Source organism: Marinobacter fuscus (assembly GCF_003007675.1).
Lineage (GTDB): Bacteria > Pseudomonadota > Gammaproteobacteria > Pseudomonadales > Oleiphilaceae > Marinobacter > Marinobacter fuscus.
This window is the reverse complement of sequence record NZ_PXNP01000110.1, coordinates 185,595-206,372: the sequence shown is the minus strand read 5'-3', so window position 1 is coordinate 206,372 and position 20,778 is coordinate 185,595. Positions and strand designations below refer to the sequence as shown.

Sequence of the window (20,778 nt, the reverse complement as noted above, 5' to 3'; positions counted from 1 at the left end):
CGCTCGTGTGTCATGACGAAAGACTTCAGTCTTTCTTGCTGTACTCAAGATGAGGGAAGGCCCCTCGGTCTCGGTGACCAGACACCGGGATCAAACCGCCCTGTGCGGCTTGCATTAAGAGTGCGGGTCGTGAGCGACATGGGAAAAGGCCGTCAAGAGCGGTCAGGTACGTACCCAAGGAGATGAACGAAAGTGAACCGCCGATGAGGGGTCGAAATGTAGACAGATGTTGTCAGAACCGGGGACCGAGCGTCTCCCCGGGATGAGCTGTGACGTGAGCTGGCACAACGGACACAGCGGCAGCCGGTCTTGAGGCGGCATGACCTGGGTACAGGCTTGAGTATGGAACATGAGAACCTGTCGTCCTGATGTTAAGGGAGAAGCACAAGTGGAGATCCCGCGAGGCGAGAGTACCGATGCAGGACACAGGGACGGATTGGCCCGTAGTAGTGTGGAAACACCTGTAATGGGTGTGGAGCGAAGGGGGCAAGTTATCCCGTCGGATCCAGATGGCCAACCGAATTCCGGGAGGAGCCGTCAGGGTCAGGCAAAACCATTTACCATCCCGAAGGCCTTGGTCTATCAGGCCTACAAGCGGGTTCGAGCCAACAAAGGTAGCGCCGGGGTAGATCATCAGAGTCTGGAAGACTTTGATGGTGACCTCAGCAATAACCTTTACAAGCTTTGGAACCGTTTGTCCTCAGGAAGCTATCATCCACCACCGGTTTTGCGCGTGGAGATCGAAAAGGCGGATGGGGCAACCCGTCGTCTCGGCATCCCAACGGTTGCCGACCGCATTGCGCAGATGGTGGTCAAGCTGCTGATTGAACCGGAACTGGAACAACACTTCCACCCGGACTCTTACGGCTACCGCCCGGGAAAGTCAGCGCACGATGCGCTGAAACAGACTCAGGCCCGGTGCTGGAAGAAAGCCTGGGTGCTGGATATGGACATTCAAGGCTTCTTCGACAACATCGACCACAACCTGTTAATGAAGGCCGTGGATCGTCATGTGACCGAGGACTGGCAGAAGCTGTACATCCGGCGCTGGCTAAGCGCGCCGGTTCAGTTGGCGGATGGTTCCGTGGAGGAACGCGATCGGGGCACGCCGCAAGGCGGTGTGATCAGTCCCTTACTGGCAAACCTGTTCCTGCACTACGTCTTTGATCGCTGGGTGGAGAAGCGCTGGGGTGGCATCCAGTTCGAACGCTATGCGGACGATATCGTATGCCATTGTTCCAGTGAACGGGAAGCTCAAGCACTGAAATCGGTCCTTGAGGCACGATTCACAGCGTGTGGCTTGACGCTCCATCCCCGCAAGACAAAGATTGTGTATTGTAAGAGCGAGTACAACCGGCGGGACTACCCGGAGATCGCGTTTGATTTTCTGGGTCACACCTTCCGACCGCGGCTGATCCGCAACCGGTTGGGACAAAAGAAAGTCTACTTCACGGCGGCCATCAGCCAGAGTGCAGCGAAAGAGATCCGCAAGCAGATCAACGAGTGGCCCTGGAAATGGTGGCGACAGAAAGAACTCGGGCAGTTCGCTCGATTCTGTCAGTCCCGCCTCCGAGGCTGGATGCAGTACTATAGCCTGTTTGGCCGCAGCTACATTCGGAATGTGCTGTTTCATTTCGATCTGAGGTTGAGCCGGTGGGCATTAGGGAAGTATCGGAAACTCAGAGGTCTGTTACAGGCTGCCCGGAGAGTGAATGGACTGCGTCGGCGACGGCCGGATCTATTTGCTCACTGGGCAGGATCAAGGGCAATGGTTGGATAACAAGAGCCGTATGAATCGAGAGGTTCACGTACGGTTCTGTGAGAGGCTTTGGGGGTGGTTCCCAGGGCCTACTCGACCGCTTCGTTACGGCTGCCGGTTATTGAGGCGTTACGTGTCAATCCCATCCTCCTCTAAGCACTATCTTCTTTATATTTAGTATCATTGTTGATACCATCTTGTGATGGCAAATATAGAAGATATCTTCGCTAAAATGCGTGCCAATCCAAAAAGCATAAGGTTCAATGACTTATGCAAGGTCTGCGAGACCTACTTTGGAGAGGCTCGTCAATCGGGCTCCAGTCATCGTGTCTACAAGACACCGTGGCAGGGAGATCCACGAGTCAATATCCAAAATGCTAAAGGTAAAGCCAAGCCTTATCAGGTGCGGCAAGTGCCCGCTGCTATCGAGCGGCTGGAGGTGAAAAATGGCTAAATTTGTTGATCGTTACACATACCGCGTCACCTGGTCGGAAGAAGACCAGGAGTATGTCGCAATGTGCGCGGAGTTTCCGAGTCTCAGCTGGCTTGCTGAAACTCAGGAAGAAGCGCTATCTGGTATTAGAGCTCTGGTTAAAGAGTGCCTCAGCGACATGGAAGAGAATGGGGAGTTAGCGCCAGAGCCGATGGCTACAAAAAAATACAGCGGTAAATTTATGGTGCGCGTGCCGCCTGAGACACATCGCCACTTGGCGATGGAAGCTGCAGAAGCGGGTGTTAGCCTAAATAGGCTGGTGGCCAGCCGCTTGCATTAAACACGTAACACATATGAGCCTTCTCTGAATCAATAGGCAATAGTCATTTTTTTGGCCGCGCCAGCGGCCAATCTAACCCCATGAGCGAGAACGCCTGCTTCGCTAGTCTCGTCGAGCTGTCAGGCACTTACAGCAAACACATATAGGGGCTCTCTTACGTGGCTTTATACCACAGCCTGACCGGTCGTTCCTTCGGTGGGTCAGGGGCACCAGACATTCATCGGTTAACCGGTCACTGGCGCTATTCAAGCGTCGGGCTGTATGGCTCCAGTTAGTTTCAGGCTCAGGACCGGTGTAAGCGCACTGGCTCATGGTATTAAAGCACGCCCACGGGCTGGCTAATCAAGTCGCTCTGGCTTCGACATCGGTGACAGAGAACTGCTTGGGTATCGGGTACCAGTCAGCGGACTCGCAGTCTTCACAGTCATCCTCTCTGATCCAGTTAGACGTCATGCTCAGCCCGTGGCGTGACTAACCTTTCAGGAATCGCTGTTCATCGAACACCCTCTTGTCTTTGAGCATGAAGTAAGCTGCCCGTCCCAATTTGTGGGCCAGCGCAGACAGGGCTTTGGGTTTGTTCATGCGTTTCTGAAGCTTTTCGATATAACGCTTGGCCTTGTCGTTGTTACGGATAAACAGCACGGCGGCTTCGGAGAAGGCCCACTTCAGATGGGCATTGCCAATTTTGTTGCCCTGAGTGCCATAGACCTTGCCGGCAGACTCCGCTTTGCACTTCACCAGACGCGCGTAGGAGGCAAATTTCTGAACGGATTCGAAGCGTTGAATATCGCCAACTTCGTAAAGAATCGTCAGCGCGAGAATGCGGCCCACACCTGGAATGGTTTTCAGCACAGTGAGCGAGGCGGGGTCGTGTTGTTTGGCTTGCTGTTCCAGGTGCCATTCGAGTTTTTTGAGTTCGTGCTGATAGCTGTCGACGATGGCGAGATCTAGATCGACGTTGCGTTGAACGTCCGGATCGCTAAAAGCCGAGGCAAGTTGTGATCGACCGCCCGGGTTATTGAGGTTAACTTTGCTGGGCGGCAGGTTGTACTGGCTCACGGTATTGACGACGTGGGCTTTGAGCATGGCACCATGCTGGACAATGCGGGTGCGACGTCGCAAAAAGTCGCGTGTGGCACGCATCTTCTTGGGATAGACCTAGGCCAGAGGGAAATTACCACCACGCATGAGCATCGCAATCTTGAAGGAGTCGATGCGGTCATTCTTGGATTTGCCGCCGTGGATGGCCTTCATGTAAAGCGCATGGCCCAGGATAAAGTGGATGCCATGCTCTTCACACAGATCCGAGATCCAGTACCAGCAGTGCATGCATTCAACGCCAACCACAAGATCGTCTCGAAAGGGGCGGCTAATCAAGGCGACTGGCTTCAACGACGGTGATAGAAAGCCGGTTCGGTATCAGGTACCAGTCAGCAGACACCCGGCTTTCAGTTATCATCCTGTTTGATCCAGTTAGAGGCCACGCTCATCCCGTGCCATGGCTTCGATGTGGCGATCATAAGCGAGGATCTCCTCAGTGTTGATTGGTGCCATGAATACCGAACACAGTTTTCGCCAGATCGATGCCGAGGGGGCAGGGGGAGTCCATATTATTCGTTAGCTGGGATTGTCCCACCTGAATAGTGATACTATAGTGTCACTATTAGTCTGATTCAGGGTGAGCCCATGAAAGTTGAGCTGGTTACGAACCTCAAGCGCCAAGCGACAAAGATTCTGGCAGATCTGCACGTATCGAAAGAGCCGATACTGATCACGGAGCATGGTCAGCCTTCTGCATACCTTGTTGATGTGCAGGATTACGAATTCATGCAGCGTCGTCTTGAATTGCTTGAGGGGCTCTCACGGGGAGAGCGTGCTGTACTTGATGGAAGAACGTACAGCCAAAGTGAGGCCAGGGAGAAAATGAGTAAATGGCTGAAGTAATTTGGACAGAGCCCGCCCTTCAAGAATTGGATGCCATTGCCGAGTACATTGATCTGGATAATCCTGCTGCCGCAAGTCATCTGGTCCAGGAAGTTTTCGATAAGATCGAGCGTTTGGAAAATTTTCCCCAATCCGGACGGATTCCTCCAGAGCTTCCTAATTCGGTATACAGGGAAGTAGTTGTTCCACCGTGTCGCATTTTTTATCGTGAGGATGATAAGCGGGTTTTTGTTATTTATGTAATGCGAGAAGAAAGACAACTCCGTGCGTACATGCTTGGGAGCAGCTAACCAGGCGCGCCACTCGGATGCCTTTACCTCAGCTTCGCTACGCTAAAGTCATCGGTGCGCTCAGCGTTACAGCGGCCCGCTAATCAATCGCCTGCATGCAAGCCGTATCGACTGATAAGGCGCTGACCGCTGAACTGCCACCTCGCCAGCCACGTAAATCCGGTCAATTCCATAAGAGTTGGGGCAATCATGAAATTGGCCGAGGCAAGTGAATCGAGAATTATCGAAATGGCGTGGGAAGATCGAACCCCGTTTGAGGCGATAGAAAGTGAGTATGGGCTAAATGAGTCCCAGGTGATTGGTTTGATGCGCAGGCGGTTGAAGCGCGGCAGCTTCAGGCTATGGCGGGCCCGGGTGTCTGGTCGTGCCACCAAGCACCTGAAGTTGCGTAGCCCGGAGGTCAGTCGGGGCTATTGCCCCACGCAGTACAAGCACCGCTGAGCAATGGTGCCCCCAACCGGGCGTCGTTTGGTTGCTTTGTGGGGTGGACATTCCTTTTACTTATTCCAATTTTTTCTTAGTAGGCTTATGGTTCGCTTTACGGGATCAAGCGGAGCATTCTGAACACCATGGGAACACAAACCGACAAGCTTTGGCACCAGATGGCGCCGGAGCAGGCGTTGGATGCCTTGCAGGCGGATGAGCACGGGCTGACCTCCGAAGAAGCGGCAAAACGACTGAAAACCCATGGGCCGAACAGTCTTCCGGAGCCACCCAGGCGTGGTGCGCTTACCCGTTTTCTATTGCAGTTCAACAATATCCTGATTTACGTGTTGCTGGGGGCTGCGGCCATTACCTGGGTGTTGGGGCATCTGGTGGACACCCTAGGTATCGCTCTGGCCTTCGAGCCTACCGAGGCTGGCACCATGCTCCGGCCGCCCCGTGCCCGTAACGAACCGCTGCTGTCTGGCGAATTGGCGTGGCACATTCTCTTTGTTTCGGTTCTGTTTCTGGCCGGGGTGTTCGGCATCTATTCCTATGCGGTCGATCAGGGGTACTCCATTGAGCTGGCGCGGACCATGGCGGTGAACACCCTGGTGGTGATGGAAATCTTTCATCTGTTTTTTATCCGCAACATTTACGGCACGTCACTCACCTGGGCGGCTATCCGGGGCACCGGAGTGGTCTGGTTAACGGTGCTCGCCGTCACCATGGCGCAATTTGCCATCACTTATTTGCCGCCGCTGCAGGCGGTCTTCTCCACGGTGGCGGTACCGTTGTGGGATGGATTGGTCATTGTGGGGGGTGGTGTACTGCTGTTTGTGATTGTTGAGCTGGAGAAGCAGCTTCGATTACGTTTGAGAAAACAGGGCGTTTAGCCATCTACATAGACTTAATTGAACCGATGCTGATATTCATCAAGAAAACTTGCCTAATCGTGAATTGCGATATAATTTACGATCAAAAGCAAAAGAGTGTCGCAATGAATGACGTGTCTGAAAGCGTTATTCGGCAGCGTAACAAGGTGGCGCTCTGAACCGCACAAACCGGGTAAATCCCAATCTACCGACCAGCGAGAGAGCGCCCTATGTTTCGCTATAACAAGCGTTTCCCCATGCTTTTGGCCGGCCTTTTGGCAAGCAGTGTTCTGACCGGCTGTCTTGAAACCGAGTCGGATGACGACGACAGCTACTACGGTGACTCAAGCAATCCGCAAAACTCCTCCGGAGGTGCCTGTGGCAGCTATACGGATTTGGTGTCTGCTTCCGAACGCGCCGAAGCAAACAGTTGCGGGTTTCAGGTCAGTTCGTACTTTGCATCTGCAGACTCTGCACTGAGCGCAGCGATTCAGTCTTGCCAGCAGGGCGATTCAGCGGGCGCCAGCGGCTACTATCAGCAACATCAGGAATATGTTTCGCTGGGCCGACGCGTGAAGTCTGAATTGTGTGAGGGTAGTTCAGGCGGTGGTTTTGAAGATACATCCTCAAGGGTTTATTTCAATCTTTGTGAAAAACCTGCGGGAGCGATCAATGGCCGGGAACTCTATTGTATCGGGCCGTTTCAACAGTTTGAGACAAGTTGTGGGGCTCAAAACCTCAACTACTTGAGTACCTATAAATCGGAAAGCTCTTGCATCTTAAGTGGCCAAGATTTGTACTAAACGATAACAGGTTCTTCAATAGAGTGTCGTCTAAAGGTTGGTTATTTTTCGGGGGAATGCTCACCGGCACTCTCGCAATCTGGCTGTTATGGCCAGAAGCGCCTGCCGGTGGCCAACCTTCTGTGGTTGGGGCGAACACCAGGCCTCCTCCACAGGTGCGCCCGCAGACCGGTTCAAGGCTCGTTGAAGTAGCATCGCTGTCGGTTAGCAGTAAGGGCAGTACGCAACCGGGGAAAAGTGTATCAGGCACTGCCAGCGTGCAGAAAAACCTGGAAGATATTGATTATCGCCCTCTTCTTGCCCAGGGCAAAGTCAGCAAATCTGAACTCGAACTTATTCTGTCATCCTTCGATGACGCCCAGTTGCAGCAGTTCGTTCTGAACAATACCCACCTCACGCTCGACGATCTCTTTGGATACCAGAACCCGACAAAGGCCGTGCGCACGCTGGTGGATCGCTGGTTGAACAATACCGGGATATTCAGCGGCGAAGGTGCACGGCTGTTATTTAGTGCCAGGGCGGCCAGTGGAACCAACCGGCTGAATGTACAGTCGAAGTTTCTGAGCCTGAATAAAAGCTTGTATGCCCATTACAAGGTTCCCGACGACTACTCCAAGACTTTTGTGTACCTGAAGTGGACCAGCACCAGCGACGATGCCCTGTTGATACTGGATAAGCAGCCCCTCACAGGGACCGCGCCTGAAATGCAGCAGGCGTGGCTGCGGTATACAGACGGCTGGCCGCCGGGTGAGTATCAGGTGGAGCTTATCAGTGCAGAAGAAGGGTTGAGCGTTCTTGCGGCGCAGGCGTTTGAAGTGATTGAGTAACAGATGGCCCGCCCGGAAATGCCCGGCTCACGATGGGTGAGACCGGGCATGGTCACAGGGTTTACAGGCTATGGCTCAAGCCCCAGTTCTTCAATCGAAATTTCCCGCATTTTGAACTTCTGGATTTTCCCGGTCACGGTCATCGGGAAGGCATCCACGAACTTGTAGTTCCGGGGGATTTTGAAGTGGGCGATCTTGCCTTTGCAGAACGCCTGCAGGTCATCGGCGGTGACCGGATCGGCCTCAGGGCGCAGCTTCACCCAGGCGATCAGTTCTTCGCCGTATTTTTCATCCGGTATGCCGGTTACCTGTACTTCCTCAATCGCCGGGTGGGTGTAGAGGAATTCCTCGATTTCCTTCGGGTAGATGTTCTCGCCACCACGGATCACCATGTCTTTGATGCGGCCGACAATCTGGATGTAGCCGTCTTCGTCCATGGTGGCCAGGTCGCCGGTGTGTATCCAGCCGGACTCGTCGATGGCCTCGCGGGTTTTCTCTTCGTTGTTCCAGTATTTCAGCATCACGCTATAGCCCCGGGTGCACAGTTCGCCAATCTCGCCACGGGGCACCACATTGCCGGTGCCCGGGTCGACAATCTTGGTTTCCAGATGCGGCTGGGTACGGCCAACGGTGGTGACCTGCTTCTCGAACGGGTCCTGTGAGCTGGTCTGGGTAGACACCGGGCTGGTTTCAGTCATGCCGTAGGCAATCTGAACTTCTTTCATGTTCATCTTGCCGTTGACCTTTTTCATCACTTCTGCCGGGCAAATGGAGCCTGCCATGATGCCGGTGCGCAGGCTGGAGAGATCGTAGCTGTCGAACTCCGGGTCGGCCAGTTCGGCAATGAACATGGTGGGTACGCCATACAAGGCGGTGGCTTTCTCCTGGTGCACGGCCTGCAGCACGGTTTTCGGATCGAAGCCTTCGCCCGGGTAGATCATGGTGGCGCCGTGGGTGATACAGCCCAGATTGCCCATCACCATGCCGAAGCAATGGTACAGCGGCACCGGAATCACCAGTCGGTCTTCGGCGGTCAGGCGCTGGCTGCCCGCCACAAAGTAGCCGTTGTTGAGAATGTTGTGGTGGGTGAGGGTGGCGCCTTTGGGGTTGCCGGTAGTGCCGGAGGTAAACTGGATATTGATGGGGTCGTCGAACTGCAGCTGGCTCTGGCGCCTGGCCAAGTCGTCGGCGGTTGTGTTGCTGGCGAAGTCCAGGAACCCGGCCCAGGTGAGCATACCCTCGTGCTGATCGTTGTCCAGGTTGATGACGGTGCGCAGGTCCGGCACGTGGTCAGCTTTCAATTTGCCGGGCGCGCTGCGTTTGAGCTCCGGTGCCAGTTCGTAAAGCATCTCCCGGTAGTTGGAGGCTTTGAAGCTGTCGGCGGTCACCAGAGTGCTGATGCCTGCCAGATTGAGGGCGTACTGGAGTTCGTGCACGCCGTAGGAAGGGTTGATATTCACCAGAATGGCACCGACTTTGGCGGTGGCAAACTGGGTGACTGTCCATTCGTAACGGTTGGGTGCCCAGATGCCCACCCGGTCGCCGCGTTTTACCCCGATGGCCAGGAATGCCCGGGCGGCTTCGTCGACTTTGTCGACGAACTCCCGGTAGGTCCAGCGAATACTCTGGTGCAGGCACACCAGGGCTTCGGTATCGGGGTATTGACTGGCGGTGCGGTCAAGCATTTCGCCGATGGTCAGGCCCAGCAGGGGAACCTCGGCGGTACCGCTGGTGTAGCTTGGTAACGTTGTGCTCATGTCTCTGCCTCTGTTTTTGTAATTGAGCGGTTGCAGTAGATCAACGAACTGGCCAGAGGGAGTTAGCGGCTCTGGCCGTGATATTCCGGGTTGGGCTGCATATCGCTGGCGATGGCGACCCGGTTAGACATATTGTAGAAGCCCACCAGGTTGCTGATGTCCCAGATGGCGCGGTCGCTGAAACCGGCGTCGCGCAGGGTCTGGATCTCGGCTTCGGTAACCGTGGCTGGCGAGCGGGTGAGGTGCGAGGCGAAATCCAGCATGGCCCGCTGGCGTGGGTCGACTTTGGCGGTGCGGTAGTTCATCACCAGATGTTCACCCAGTTGCGGGTCGCCGCTCATCACGCGCACGGCGGCACCGTGGGCCACCAGGCAGTAAAAGCATTTATTTTCGGACGACACCACCACGGCGATCATTTCCCGCTCCAGCTTGGAGAGTTCGCCTTCGCCCAGCATGAGTTCGTTGTACAGGCGGGTGAAGCCGTCCAGTTGCTTGAGGTTCTGGCTGTAGGCGGTGAGGACATTGGGCACCATGCCCAGTTTTTCCTGGCAGATCTCGAAGTACTTGCGGGTGTCTTCCGGCAGGTCGTTGATCTGCGGAATGGGTAAGTCCAGGGCTACGACGTTGTTATTGCTCATGGGTTACTCCCAGCTTTTTTGGTGTTGTGCATTGACCGCCTGTGGCAAGACCCACTTTGGAGCCGTTTTTGCGGTTCAGTTGCTGGCTAATCCAGTGTCCGGTTGCCACCAGTTTTTCCAGACTCACGCCCGTGCTTATGCCCAGCCCGTTCAGCAGGTAGAGCACGTCTTCGCTGGCGACGTTGCCGGAGGCTCCGTTGGCGTAGGGGCAGCCACCCAGCCCCGCCACCGAGGCGTCGATCACGCTGATGCCTTCTTCCAGCACGGCATACAGGTTGGCCAGGGCCTGGCCGTAGGTGTCGTGGAAGTGTGCGGCCAGTTTGGCCATGGGCACATGGGCGGCCACGGCTTCAAGCATGCGTTTGGCTTTCAGGGGCGTGCCCACACCGATGGTGTCGCCCAGGGAAATTTCATGGCAACCCATGTCGTACAGCGCTTTAGCCACGGTGGCCACCTTGTCCGGCGCAATCTCGCCTTCGTAAGGGCAACCGAGTACAGTCGATACGTAACCCCGCACGGGAATGCCGTGTTTTCGGGCTTTTTCAACGACCGGTACAAAGCGCTCCAGGCTTTCGGCGATGGTGCAGTTGATGTTCTTTTTGGTGAAAGACTCCGATGCCGCACCGAACACCGCCACTTCGTTGGCGCCAGCGGCCAGGGCCCCTTCGAAGCCTTTCAGGTTGGGGGTGAGGGCGGAGTAGCACACGCCGGGCTTGCGGTTGATGCCCGCCAGAACTTCGGCGGCGTCGGCCATTTGAGGCACCCATTTCGGGGACACAAAGCTGGCGGATTCGATGTGGCTCAGCCCGCAATCGGCCAACCGATCAATCAGGCCGGTTTTTATGGCGGTGGCAATCACCTCGCCGGGCTCGTTTTGCAGGCCGTCCCGGGGGCTCATTTCCACCAGTCGAACGGTGTCTGGAAAGGCCATTATTCTGCCTCCCCGGTGTCGATGGCGATCAGCTCTGCACCTTCTGCCACCTGGTCACCTTCGCTGTAGAAGATGTCGGTGACCACGCCGTCGGCCGGGGCCTTGATGGCGTGCTCCATCTTCATGGCTTCCATAATCACCAGGCTCTGGCCGGCGTTTACCCGGTCGCCCACTTTGGTCTGCACCGCCACAATGGAGCCGTTCATGGGTGCCGCCAGGCTGCCTTCACCGGCCATTTCCTCGAAGCCGTAGGTTTCTCGATAGACCGTACACTTGAAGGTGTCGCCGCCGTAGAACAGCACCAGCTCTTCGTTATGCAGGTTGCCGTGCAGGCTCAGGCGATGGCCGTTCACCACGGCTTGCAGGTAGTCGTCGTTCAGTTTGGCGTGCAGCTGATAAACGCTGCCGCCCACCTCGACCTGATACCGGTCGTCCCGCTCCAGAATTTTCAGTTCGTGTTTGTCGTCGCCCACCTGCAGGGTGAGGGGCTGGGCGAACTCCCAGTTCAGGCGCCAGCTGTTTTGTCGTCCAAACGGTGACCAGGGGTCTGCCGTCACCGGGTCGGCGGATTTGCGTTGCTCCAGGATAAACCCGGCGGCCAGCACCAGGGCCTTGTCCAGATCCAGCCTGGATTTCGGGAACAGCAGGTCGCCATGGCTGGCAATAAAGTTGGTGGTCAGCTGGGCTTCCCGGAACGGCTGGGCGTCCACGGTGGCGTGCAGGAACCGGATATTGGTTTTCAGGCCAGCGATGCGGTACTGCTCCAGGGCCTGAACCATGCGGTTGACGGCCTGTTCCCGGGTGTCGTCCCAGACGATCAGCTTGGCGATCATAGGATCATAGTGAATGCTGATTTCATCGCCTTCGGTTACGCCGGTGTCCACTCGCACATTGGCGGACTCGTCCGGAGTGCTCAGGTAGCGCAGGGTACCAGTGGCGGGCAGGAAGTCCTGCTCCGGGTCTTCAGCGTAGATGCGCGCCTCTATGGCATGGCCCCGGGTTTTGACCTGCGCCTGGTTTAGCGGCAGCGGGTCGCCCCAGGCCACTTTCAATTGCCACTCCACCAGATCCTGGCCAGTGACCATTTCGGTAACCGGATGCTCCACCTGCAGGCGGGTGTTCATTTCCATAAAGAAGAAAGAGCCGTCGACGTCGTACAGGAACTCCACCGTGCCCGCGCCCACGTAGTTGATGGCCTGGGCGGCCCGAACGGCGGCTTCACCCATGGCTTTGCGGGTGTCTTCGCTCAGCCCGGGGGCCGGAGCTTCTTCCAGCACTTTCTGGTGCCGCCGCTGCACCGAGCAATCCCGTTCGGCCAGATAGATGCCGTTGCCCTGCTGGTCGCAGAAAACCTGGATTTCCACGTGCCGTGGCTGGGTCAGGTAGCGCTCGATCAGCATGTCCGGGTTGCCGAAGGCGTTTTTTGCCTCCCGTTGGGCGGCGGCCAGGGCGTCGTCGAATTCGGCCATGTTTTCGACCACCCGCATGCCTTTGCCGCCACCGCCGGCCACGGCTTTCAGCAGCAATGGAAAACCGCATTTCTCGGCTTCGGCCCGTAACAGTTCCGGCGACTGGTCTTTGCCATGGTAACCGGGCACCAGCGGTACGCCTGCATCTTCCATGATGGCTTTCGCGGCGGATTTTGAGCCCATGGCAGCAATGGCCGGCGACGGCGGGCCAATGAATACGATGCCGTTGGCCTCGCAGGCCTCGGCGAAATCGGTGTTTTCAGACAAAAAGCCATAGCCCGGATGGATGGCCTGGGCACCGCTTTTCAGCGCGATGTCGATGATCTTGTCGGCTTTCAGGTAGCTTTCCGAGCTTGGCGCCGGGCCAATGTGGAAGGCTTCGTCGGCCATGGCCACATGCCGGGCGTTGGCGTCGGCGTCTGAGTAGACCGCCACGCAGCGGATGCCCATGCGATGGGCCGTCTGGATGATGCGGCAGGCGATTTCGCCCCGATTGGCGATGAGTATTTTGTTGAACATTATGCGTTGTCTCCCGGCACCCAGGATGCTTTTCGTTTGTTCAGGAACGCGCTCAGCCCTTCCTGGCCTTCGTCGCCCACGCGTATGTCGGCAATGCGCTGTGCGGTGTCGTCAATCACCTCGCTGGAGATGGCTTTGTGGCTAACGGCAAAAACCAGGTCTTTCGCGGCTTTCATCGCTTCAGGGCCGTTCAGGGCCAGTTGCTGCAGAAGCTCGTCGCAGCGCCGCTGCATGGCCGTCTGGTTTTCGCAAACTAGGTGTACCAATCCATAGTGTTCGGCCTGCTGCGCGCTGAAAGTTTCGGCGGTCAGGAAGTAGCGCCTTGCCTGGCGTTCACCGATGGCGCGAACCACGTAGGGGCTGATCACGGCCGGAATCAGGCCGAGTTTGACTTCGCTCAGGCAGAAGCTGGCATTTTCGGTGGCCAGCACGATGTCGCAGCAGGCGGCGAGGCCGACCGCGCCGCCGAAGGCCGCGCCCTGTACCAGGCCGATCACCGGCTTGGACAGATGGTTCAGGGTATTCATCAGTCGGGCCAGTTCCCGGGAGTCGTCCAGGTTTTCCTGGCGGGTATTGTTGGCCATGCGCCGCATCCAGCCGAGGTCGGCCCCCGCCGAGAAGTGTTTCCCTTCAGATCGCAGGATGACGACCTGGGTTTGCTCATCCCGGTCGGCCTTGTCCAGCGCAGCAATGAGTTGCTGGATGATGACGTCGTCGAAGGCGTTGCGTTTGTCCGGTCGGTTCAGCACGATTTCCGAGACGCCTTTGTCCCGTTGTTGCAGCAGAACCGCGTGTTCTTGTTCTGACATGGCTGGGCTCCTTTACATGCGGAACACGCCAAAGCGCGTAGGCTTGGCGGGCCGGTTGAGGGTGGCCGACAGGCTCAGGGCAACGACTTCCCGGGTTTGTGCGGGGTCGATGACGCCGTCGTCCCATAGCCGGGCGCTGGCGTAGTAGGGGTGGCCCTGGTGTTCGTATTTTTCGGTAATGGGCTTTTTGAATTCGGCTTCTTCTTCGGCACTCCAACTCTGGCCTTTGCGCTCCATGCCTTCTCTTTTTACCTGAGCCAGCACACCGGCGGCCTGTTCGCCGCCCATCACGCTGATGCGGGCGTTGGGCCACATCCACAGGAAGTCGGGGCTGTAGGCCCGGCCGCACATGCCGTAGTTACCGGCACCGTAACTGCCGCCAATCAGCACGGTGATCTTGGGTACGTTGGCGCAGGCCACCGCCATCACCATTTTGGCGCCGTGTTTGGCGATGCCCTCGGCTTCGTGCTTCTGGCCCACCATAAAGCCGGTGATGTTCTGCAGGAACAGCAGCGGGATGTTGCGCTGGCAGCAGAGCTCAACAAAGTGCGCGCCTTTTTGGGCCGATTCGCTGAACAATATGCCGTTGTTGGCGATGATGCCCACAGGGTAGCCGTGAATGTGCGCGAAGCCGGTGACCAGGGTCTGGCCGTAGTAGCGTTTGAATTCGTCGAATTCGGAGCCGTCGACGATGCGGGCGATCACGTCCCGGGCGTCGAATTGTTTGCGCAGGTCGGTGCCGACGATGCCGTAGATTTCGTTCTGGTCGTACAGCGGGGCACGGGGTTTTTGTACCTCCACCGGCACGGGCTTGCGGCGGTTGAGGTTGGCCACGCAGCGACGGGCGATTTCCAGAGCGTGGGCGTCGTTTTCGGCGTAGTGGTCGGCGACACCGGAGATTTTGCAGTGCACGTCGGCACCGCCCAGGTCTTCGGCGCTGACCACTTCGCCGGTGGCGGCTTTTACCAGTGGCGGCCCGGCCAGGAAGATGGTGCCCTGGTTGCGCACGATGATGGACTCATCGGCCATGGCGGGTACGTAGGCCCCCCCGGCGGTGCACAGGCCCATGACCACGGCAATTTGCGGGATGTCGTCGGCGCTCATGCGGGCCTGGTTGTAGAAGATGCGGCCGAAGTGGTCGCGGTCGGGGAAGACTTCGTCCTGCTGGGGCAGGTTGGCGCCGCCGCTGTCCACCAGGTAGATGCAGGGCAGGCGGTTGGCCATGGCGATTTCCTGGGCCCGCAGGTGTTTTTTTACGGTGAGCGGGTAGTAGGTGCCGCCTTTGACGGTGGCGTCGTTGGCGATGATCATGCATTCGTTGCCGGAGACGCGGCCGATGCCTGCGATGACGCCCGCTGCCGGAACGTCTTCGTTGTAGACGTTATAGGCGGCGAACTGGCCGATTTCGAGGAAGGGTGAGCCTTCGTCGATGAGGCGGCTGATGCGTTCGCGGGGCAGGAGTTTGCCGCGGTCGGTGTGGCGTTTCTGGTAGTCGGGGCCGCCGCCCTGGTGGATCTGTGCGACTTTGTCCCGGAGGTCGGCGACGGCGGTTTGCATGGCCTGGTGGTTGGCCTGGAAGTCGTCGGACCTTGGGTTGATTTTGCTTTGGAGTATCGTCATGTTCCCAGCCTTTTTTCACCTTGTGGCGTCCGGGCTTGGCGGGGTGTTCTTTTCGGGAGACGCTACGAGTACATCCCTGTGCGCTTGACTGTGGCCATCCTTGGCCACAGACACTCCCGAAAAGAACACCCCGCCAAGCCCTCGGCGTGCGTTGGGTGTTGTCTTCTCTTGCTGACAGCGCTTGTTGCGATTACTTGTTCAGGAACAGCTCGCGCCCGATCAGCATCCGTCGGATTTCAGACGTTCCAGCGCCGATTTCGTAGAGTTTCGCGTCCCGCAGCAGGCGGCCGGTCGGGTATTCGTTGATGTAGCCATTGCCGCCCAGCAGCTGAATGGCGTCCAGGGCCAGTTTGGTGGCCATTTCGGCGGAGTAGAGGATCGCGCCGGCGGCGTCTTTGCGGGTGGTTTCGCCGCGGTCGGCGGACTGGGCCACCATGTAGACGTAGGATTTGGCGGTGTTCATCCAGGTGTACATGTCGGCGACTTTGCCCTGTACCAGTTCGAATTCACCGATGGCCTGGCCGAATTGTTTTCGCTCGCGGATGTAGGGGACGACCACGTCCATGGCGGCCTGCATGATGCCGAGGGGGCCTCCGGAGAGGACGAGGCGTTCGTAGTCGAGGCCGCTCATGAGCACTTTGGCGCCGTTGCCCACACCGCCGAGGACGTTTTCTTTGGGGACTTTGCAGTCTTCAAACACCAGTTCGCAGGTGTTAGAGCCGCGCATGCCGAGTTTGTCGAGTTTCTGGTGGCGGCTGAAACCGGGGTAGTCGCGCTCTACGATGAAGGCGGTGACGCCTTTGGAGCCAGCCTGGGTGTCGGTTTTGGCGTAGATGACGTAGGTGTTGGCGTCTGGCCCGTTGGTAATCCACATTTTGTTGCCGTTAAGCACGTAGTGGTCGCCTTCATCGCGGGCGCTGAGTTTCATGGAGATCACGTCGGAGCCTGCGTTGGGCTCGGACATGGCCAGGGCGCCGATGTGTTCGCCGCTGACCAGTTTGGGCAGGTATTTCTGCTTCTGTTCTTCGGTGCCGTTGCGGTGAATCTGGTTGACGCACAGGTTGGAGTGGGCGCCGTAGGACAGGCCAACGGAGGCGGAGGCGCGGCTGATCTCTTCCATGGCGATCACGTGGGCCAGGTAGCCCATGTCGGAGCCGCCGTATTCTTCACTCACGGTAATGCCCAGCAGGCCCATGTCGCCGAATTTGCGCCACAGATCCATGGGGAATTCGTTGTTTTTGTCGATGTCTGCAGCGCGGGGGGCGATTTCGGTGGCGGCGAAGTTGTTCACCTGTTCCCGGAGCATGTCCAGGGTTTCGCCAAGGCCGAAATTGAGCTCTGAGTATTGTGATTTCATGGTTGGCTGCCTTTTTGTTTTGATCGTTTCATTTCGCCACCCGTTATTTGTGTTTTACCGGGTAACGGCGTCATCGGTTGCTGCCTTGCTGGTTTTGGTTTCCCGTTTCCGGAGTTCTGCCAGTGCTTCGCGGCATCGCGCTTCGGCAGTTTCCATTTCCATTTCGGCCATGGCGATGTCGTTTTTCTGTTGTTCCAGATGGGCACGGCGAGTGCTCAGGATTTCCAGCATTTTCAGCAGTTGCTTCTCATTGCCTGTCGGGGTTTCGTCCCACAGGTCGAACAGTTCTTTGGTTTCCGACAGGGTGAAGCCCATGCGCTTGCCCCGCAGAATCAGTTTTAGTCGCACGCGGTCTTTGGTGCTGAAGATCCGGGTTTGCCCGCGTCGGCTAGGCTTGAGCAGACCCTGATCTTCGTAAAACCGAATGCTTCGGGTGGTTACGTCGAACTCTTGTGAGAGCTCGCTGATGCTGAAGGTTCTTTTTTCGCTCATGCCTATTTCCTTTTTTAATCAAGGTTAGTTAAAGTTTACGTAAACGTAAAGTATTTTTGTGATCCGGATGATGATGTGCGGATCAGACTTCGATCCTATTAATAAGGAGTGCCTTATGGAATTCCAGTACGTACCAGCCATTGTAACAGGCGGGGCTTCGGGCTTGGGCGAGGGCGCCGCGCGTGCGCTGGCGGCAGCGGGATGCAAGGTGGCGATCCTGGATGTGAACCAGAGTCAGGGCGAAAAAGTGGCTGCAGAGATTGGTGGTATCTTTCTGCACTGCGACGTTACCTCTGCCGACAGTGCCGAAGCGGCTATCCGCGCAGCCCGCGAAGCCCACGGCCCCTGCGGCGTTGCCGTCAATTGCGCCGGTATTGCCCCGGCCGCCAAGATCCTGGGCCGTGATGGCGTGATGCCGCTGGAGAGCTTCAGCAAAGTGGTGCAGGTAAACCTGATTGGCACCTTCAACATCCTGCGACTGGCCGCGGCCGATATGGCCACCCGAGACGCTAACGCCGATGGCGAGCGGGGCGTGATCATCAATACCGCGTCGGTGGCGGCCTATGAAGGCCAGATTGGCCAGGCCGCTTACAGCGCTTCAAAGGGCGGAGTGGTGTCACTCACCCTGCAGGCCGCCCGGGAACTCGCCCGTGAAGGCATTCGAGTGAACACCATCGCACCGGGCCTGTTCATGACTCCGATGCTGGCGGGTATGCCCGAAGAAGTGCAGGACAGCCTGGCCGCCACACTGCCGTTCCCGAAACGGCTGGGCAAGCCCGAGGAATTCGGCATGATGGTCGACCAGATGGTGCGCAACCCGATCCTGAACGGCGAAGTCATCCGCCTTGATTGCGCCCTGCGAATGGCGCCAAAGTAATACCAACACCCGCGCCCGCCACAAGCGGGCCGGTAGTGGTTCAATAACGCAGGATTCGCCAAAAGCGAACCGACAACCACAGGTGAGTGATATGACCAACCCTGTCGACCAAGAAGAACTGGCCCTGTTCCGGGACTCGGTAATCAAAGCCCTGGAAACCGAAGTGGCCCCCCATTACGACGCTTGGGAAAAAGAGGGCATCGTGCCCCGGGAACTCTGGACCACCCTGGGTAACGCAGGCATGCTCTGCGTAGACGTACCCGAAGACTGCGGCGGCTGCGGCGCGCCTTTCCAGTACTCGGTGGTAGTGGGCGAAGAAATGGCCCGCCTGGGCTTTGGCGCCCTCTCCACCAACGTGATGGTGCATTCCGACATCGTCGCACCTTATCTAAGCCACATCGGCAACGACGAACAAAAACAGCAGTGGCTCCCGAAAATGGTCACCGGCGAAGCCGTCGGCGCCATCGCTATGACCGAACCCGGCGCAGGCAGCGACCTCCAGGCCATGCGCACCAGCGCAGTCAAAAATGGCGACCACTACATCCTCAACGGCTCCAAAACCTTCATTACCAACGGCCAACACGCCGACATGGTGATCGTCGCCGCCAAAACCGACCCCAACGCAGGCGCCAAGGGCATCAGCCTGTTCCTGGTAGACACCTCCCTGCCGGGCTTCAGCAAAGGCCGCAACCTCGACAAAATCGGCCAGCATTCCGGTGACACCTCCGAACTGTTCTTCTCGGATATGCGCATTCCCGCCTCCGCACTGCTGGGGGAAGAAGGGCAGGGCTTCATCTACCTGATGCGCGAACTGCCCCGCGAGCGACTGGTCATCGGCGCCCTTGGCGTTGCCGCCGCCCGAGGCTCTCTGGACATGACCATCCAGTACAGCCAGGAACGGGAACTGTTCGGCCAGAAACTCAGCCAGTTGCAGAACACCCGGTTCGAAATCGCCCGCATGGAAACCGACTATCGCATCAACAAAGCCTTCGTCGACCAGTGCATCCGCGAGTACGAAGACGGCAAACTCGACGCCCCCACCGCGTCCATGGCCAAGTACAGCGCCACGGAAATGCAGTGCCGCGTGGCGGATGGTTGCCTGCAATTGTTTGGCGGCTACGGCTACACCACCGAGTATCCGATTTCGCGGAACTTTATTGATGCCCGGGTTCAGCGGATTTATGGCGGTACATCGGAAGTGATGAAAGAAATTATTGCACGGTCGGTACTCGGTCGATAAAGCGCCTTTTGTCCGAGGCCCACTCGCTTCGAAAGCAAAGACAACGTATGGGGTTCGAGCAGGGGGATGTCTTTCCGGAACCGTCAAAAGCCATGGATGGCTTTTGTCGAGCGTACAGGGACGTATTTACAGCGTGTTTCGGAAAGACATCCCCCTGATCGAACCTGACTCCCAACATGGAGACCAGATTCAATGAATAACAACGACGTAGTAATAGCAGGCTCCGCCCGAACCCCCATGGGCGGCATGATGGGCTCCCTGAGCTCGGTACGCTCCCCGGAACTCGGCGCCGTCGCCATCAAAGCCGCCATCGAACGCTCTGGCCTGCAACCGGCAGACATTCAGGAAGTCATCATGGGCTGCGTACTCCCGGGCGGCCTGGGCCAGGCACCGGCGCGCCAGGCCTCCCGCGCCTCCGGCATCCCCGATAGCGCTGGCTGCACCACCATCAACAAAATGTGCGGCTCCGGCATGCAGGCCGTCATCATGGCCCACGACCAGATCAAAGCCGGCACCAACAACATCATGATCGCCGGCGGCATGGAAAACATGAGCCAGGCACCCTACCTGCTGCCCAAAGCTCGCGCCGGAATGCGCATGGGCCACGGCCAGGTACTCGACAGCATGTTCCTCGATGGCCTGGAAGACGCCTACGAAGGTGGCCTGATGGGCGTCTTCGCCCAGCGCACCGCCGACAAATTCAACATCACCCGCCAGGCCATGGACGAATTTGCCATCGGCTCACTGCAAAAATCCCTGGCGGCTATCGAAAACGGCTGGTTCCGGGACGAAATCGTACCGGTAACCGTACCCGGCCGCGGCGGCGACACCGAAGTTGAAACCGACGAACAGCCCGGCAACGCCAAACCCGAAAAAATCCCCCACCTGAAACCGGCCTTCGCCAAAGACGGCTCAGTCACCGCCGCCAACTCCAGCTCCATCAGCGATGGTGCCTCCGCGCTGGTACTCACCTCTGCCGCAGAAGCGAGTGCCCGCGGCCTGACGCCCCAAGCCCGAATCGTGGCCCACGCTACACACGCCCGGCTACCCGCCGAATTCACCATCGCGCCGATCAACTCCATCGAGAAGGTGCTAAAGAAAGCGGGCTGGACGCTGGACGATGTCGATTTATTCGAGATCAACGAAGCCTTTGCTGTAGTCACCCTGGCCGCCATCAACGAACTGAAGCTGCCAGCGGAAAAAGTGAACGTACACGGCGGCGCCTGTGCGTTGGGCCATCCGATTGGTTCCTCCGGCTCCCGCATCCTCATCACGCTGATCAATGCATTGAAGCAGCGAGGCCTGAAGCGCGGTGTTGCGTCCCTGTGCATCGGCGGTGGTGAAGCCACGGCTGTGGCTGTTGAACTGATCTGAT

Annotated in this window: 20 protein-coding genes and 1 pseudogene; 12 read left to right on the top strand and 9 right to left on the bottom strand. The window is 57.7% G+C overall.

Annotated features, from left to right (window positions below):
- Window positions 1–451: 451 nt before the first annotated feature.
- From ltrA to C7H09_RS19295, 3 genes are all read left to right on the top strand, one after another.
- On the top strand, window positions 452–1,780 hold the full coding sequence (gene ltrA / locus C7H09_RS19305) for a group II intron reverse transcriptase/maturase (protein ID WP_240616512.1): 1,329 nt from the start codon (window positions 452–454) through the stop codon (window positions 1,778–1,780).
- 181 nt (window positions 1,781–1,961) lie between these two features.
- Window positions 1,962–2,213, top strand: coding sequence for a toxin HicA (locus C7H09_RS19300; protein ID WP_106765675.1), 252 nt, complete (start codon window positions 1,962–1,964; stop codon window positions 2,211–2,213).
- Entirely contained in the window at window positions 2,206–2,532 is a 327-nt protein-coding gene (locus tag C7H09_RS19295) for a type II toxin-antitoxin system HicB family antitoxin (protein WP_106765674.1), read from the top strand. Before C7H09_RS19300 ends, C7H09_RS19295 begins: the two co-directional genes overlap by 8 nt.
- A gap of 471 nt (window positions 2,533–3,003) precedes the next feature.
- Here the strand turns inward: C7H09_RS19295 and C7H09_RS19290 are convergent.
- Window positions 3,004–3,906, bottom strand: a pseudogene (locus tag C7H09_RS19290) (IS110 family RNA-guided transposase); the annotation flags it as partial.
- Between the two features lie 312 nt (window positions 3,907–4,218).
- Here C7H09_RS19290 and C7H09_RS19285 point away from each other — a divergent pair.
- The 6 genes from C7H09_RS19285 (at window position 4,219) to C7H09_RS19260 (ending at window position 7,694) form a co-directional block, all read left to right on the top strand.
- Entirely contained in the window at window positions 4,219–4,476 is a 258-nt protein-coding gene (locus C7H09_RS19285) for a type II toxin-antitoxin system Phd/YefM family antitoxin (protein WP_106765673.1), read from the top strand.
- Window positions 4,464–4,766 carry a type II toxin-antitoxin system RelE/ParE family toxin gene (locus tag C7H09_RS19280; RefSeq protein ID WP_106765672.1) on the top strand — a complete coding sequence of 101 codons (303 nt, stop codon included), beginning with the start codon at window positions 4,464–4,466 and terminating at the stop codon, window positions 4,764–4,766. Before C7H09_RS19285 ends, C7H09_RS19280 begins: the two co-directional genes overlap by 13 nt.
- Before the next feature lie 189 nt (window positions 4,767–4,955).
- The gene (locus C7H09_RS19275) at window positions 4,956–5,207 is read left to right on the top strand and encodes a TIGR03643 family protein (protein WP_106765671.1); all 252 of its coding nucleotides are present in this window, start codon (window positions 4,956–4,958) and stop codon (window positions 5,205–5,207) included.
- A 128-nt stretch (window positions 5,208–5,335) separates the two neighbouring features.
- Window positions 5,336–6,085 carry a cation transporting ATPase C-terminal domain-containing protein gene (locus C7H09_RS19270; RefSeq protein ID WP_240616667.1) on the top strand — a complete coding sequence of 250 codons (750 nt, stop codon included), beginning with the start codon at window positions 5,336–5,338 and terminating at the stop codon, window positions 6,083–6,085.
- A 209-nt stretch (window positions 6,086–6,294) separates the two neighbouring features.
- Entirely contained in the window at window positions 6,295–6,867 is a 573-nt protein-coding gene (locus tag C7H09_RS19265) for a hypothetical protein (RefSeq protein WP_133166255.1), read from the top strand.
- Between the two features lie 155 nt (window positions 6,868–7,022).
- Window positions 7,023–7,694, top strand: a complete 672-nt coding sequence (locus C7H09_RS19260) for a hypothetical protein (protein ID WP_133166254.1) — start codon at window positions 7,023–7,025, stop codon at window positions 7,692–7,694.
- Between the two features lie 68 nt (window positions 7,695–7,762).
- Here the strand turns inward: C7H09_RS19260 and C7H09_RS19255 are convergent, their stop codons facing one another.
- The 8 genes from C7H09_RS19255 to C7H09_RS19220 all read right to left on the bottom strand — a co-directional run bounded on the left by C7H09_RS19255 (window position 7,763) and on the right by C7H09_RS19220 (window position 17,286).
- Window positions 7,763–9,451, bottom strand: coding sequence for an AMP-binding protein (locus tag C7H09_RS19255; RefSeq protein ID WP_106765668.1), 1,689 nt, complete (start codon window positions 9,449–9,451; stop codon window positions 7,763–7,765).
- Window positions 9,452–9,513: 62 nt separating this feature from the next.
- A complete protein-coding gene (locus C7H09_RS19250) occupies window positions 9,514–10,089 on the bottom strand; it encodes a peroxidase-related enzyme (protein WP_106765667.1) in 576 nt (191 codons plus the stop codon).
- Entirely contained in the window at window positions 10,079–11,020 is a 942-nt protein-coding gene (locus tag C7H09_RS19245; RefSeq protein WP_106765666.1) for a hydroxymethylglutaryl-CoA lyase, read from the bottom strand. Before C7H09_RS19245 ends, C7H09_RS19250 begins: the two co-directional genes overlap by 11 nt.
- The gene (locus tag C7H09_RS19240) at window positions 11,020–13,008 is read right to left on the bottom strand and encodes an acetyl/propionyl/methylcrotonyl-CoA carboxylase subunit alpha (RefSeq protein ID WP_106765665.1); all 1,989 of its coding nucleotides are present in this window, start codon (window positions 13,006–13,008) and stop codon (window positions 11,020–11,022) included. Before C7H09_RS19240 ends, C7H09_RS19245 begins: the two co-directional genes overlap by 1 nt.
- Window positions 13,008–13,817, bottom strand: a complete 810-nt coding sequence (locus tag C7H09_RS19235) for an enoyl-CoA hydratase-related protein (RefSeq protein ID WP_106765664.1) — start codon at window positions 13,815–13,817, stop codon at window positions 13,008–13,010. The genes C7H09_RS19240 and C7H09_RS19235 overlap by 1 nt, the downstream gene beginning before the upstream one ends.
- 12 nt (window positions 13,818–13,829) lie before the next feature.
- A complete protein-coding gene (locus C7H09_RS19230; protein WP_106765663.1) occupies window positions 13,830–15,437 on the bottom strand; it encodes a carboxyl transferase domain-containing protein in 1,608 nt (535 codons plus the stop codon).
- A gap of 190 nt (window positions 15,438–15,627) precedes the next feature.
- Window positions 15,628–16,794: an isovaleryl-CoA dehydrogenase gene (locus C7H09_RS19225; RefSeq protein ID WP_106765662.1), complete on the bottom strand. Its 1,167-nt coding sequence runs from the start codon at window positions 16,792–16,794 to the stop codon at window positions 15,628–15,630.
- 54 nt (window positions 16,795–16,848) lie between these two features.
- The gene (locus C7H09_RS19220; protein WP_106765661.1) at window positions 16,849–17,286 is read right to left on the bottom strand and encodes a MerR family transcriptional regulator; all 438 of its coding nucleotides are present in this window, start codon (window positions 17,284–17,286) and stop codon (window positions 16,849–16,851) included.
- A 115-nt stretch (window positions 17,287–17,401) separates the two neighbouring features.
- On the opposite strand from C7H09_RS19220, the gene C7H09_RS19215 reads away from it, so the two are divergent.
- The 3 genes from C7H09_RS19215 to C7H09_RS19205 all read left to right on the top strand — a co-directional run bounded on the left by C7H09_RS19215 (window position 17,402) and on the right by C7H09_RS19205 (window position 20,777).
- Window positions 17,402–18,163, top strand: a complete 762-nt coding sequence (locus C7H09_RS19215) for an SDR family NAD(P)-dependent oxidoreductase (protein WP_106765660.1) — start codon at window positions 17,402–17,404, stop codon at window positions 18,161–18,163.
- A gap of 91 nt (window positions 18,164–18,254) precedes the next feature.
- On the top strand, window positions 18,255–19,403 hold the full coding sequence (locus tag C7H09_RS19210; RefSeq protein ID WP_106765659.1) for an acyl-CoA dehydrogenase family protein: 1,149 nt from the start codon (window positions 18,255–18,257) through the stop codon (window positions 19,401–19,403).
- Window positions 19,404–19,595: 192 nt separating this feature from the next.
- Window positions 19,596–20,777 carry a thiolase family protein gene (locus C7H09_RS19205; protein ID WP_106765658.1) on the top strand — a complete coding sequence of 394 codons (1,182 nt, stop codon included), beginning with the start codon at window positions 19,596–19,598 and terminating at the stop codon, window positions 20,775–20,777.
- Window position 20,778 lies beyond the last annotated feature (1 nt).

Coding starts and splice junctions, on each gene's coding strand:
- C7H09_RS19225 (WP_106765662.1), bottom strand. CDS start 16,794: ATGAAATCACAATACTCAGAGCTCAATTTCGGCCTTGGCGAAACCCTG.
- C7H09_RS19230 (WP_106765663.1), bottom strand. CDS start 15,437: ATGACGATACTCCAAAGCAAAATCAACCCAAGGTCCGACGACTTCCAG.
- C7H09_RS19235 (WP_106765664.1), bottom strand. CDS start 13,817: ATGTCAGAACAAGAACACGCGGTTCTGCTGCAACAACGGGACAAAGGC.
- C7H09_RS19245 (WP_106765666.1), bottom strand. CDS start 11,020: ATGGCCTTTCCAGACACCGTTCGACTGGTGGAAATGAGCCCCCGGGAC.
- C7H09_RS19295 (WP_106765674.1), top strand. CDS start 2,206: ATGGCTAAATTTGTTGATCGTTACACATACCGCGTCACCTGGTCGGAA.
- C7H09_RS19250 (WP_106765667.1), bottom strand. CDS start 10,089: ATGAGCAATAACAACGTCGTAGCCCTGGACTTACCCATTCCGCAGATC.
- C7H09_RS19280 (WP_106765672.1), top strand. CDS start 4,464: ATGGCTGAAGTAATTTGGACAGAGCCCGCCCTTCAAGAATTGGATGCC.
- C7H09_RS19255 (WP_106765668.1), bottom strand. CDS start 9,451: ATGAGCACAACGTTACCAAGCTACACCAGCGGTACCGCCGAGGTTCCC.
- C7H09_RS19215 (WP_106765660.1), top strand. CDS start 17,402: ATGGAATTCCAGTACGTACCAGCCATTGTAACAGGCGGGGCTTCGGGC.
- C7H09_RS19220 (WP_106765661.1), bottom strand. CDS start 17,286: ATGAGCGAAAAAAGAACCTTCAGCATCAGCGAGCTCTCACAAGAGTTC.
- C7H09_RS19240 (WP_106765665.1), bottom strand. CDS start 13,008: ATGTTCAACAAAATACTCATCGCCAATCGGGGCGAAATCGCCTGCCGC.
- C7H09_RS19205 (WP_106765658.1), top strand. CDS start 19,596: ATGAATAACAACGACGTAGTAATAGCAGGCTCCGCCCGAACCCCCATG.
- C7H09_RS19300 (WP_106765675.1), top strand. CDS start 1,962: ATGGCAAATATAGAAGATATCTTCGCTAAAATGCGTGCCAATCCAAAA.
- C7H09_RS19285 (WP_106765673.1), top strand. CDS start 4,219: ATGAAAGTTGAGCTGGTTACGAACCTCAAGCGCCAAGCGACAAAGATT.
- C7H09_RS19270 (WP_240616667.1), top strand. CDS start 5,336: ATGGGAACACAAACCGACAAGCTTTGGCACCAGATGGCGCCGGAGCAG.
- C7H09_RS19275 (WP_106765671.1), top strand. CDS start 4,956: ATGAAATTGGCCGAGGCAAGTGAATCGAGAATTATCGAAATGGCGTGG.
- C7H09_RS19210 (WP_106765659.1), top strand. CDS start 18,255: ATGACCAACCCTGTCGACCAAGAAGAACTGGCCCTGTTCCGGGACTCG.
- C7H09_RS19265 (WP_133166255.1), top strand. CDS start 6,295: ATGTTTCGCTATAACAAGCGTTTCCCCATGCTTTTGGCCGGCCTTTTG.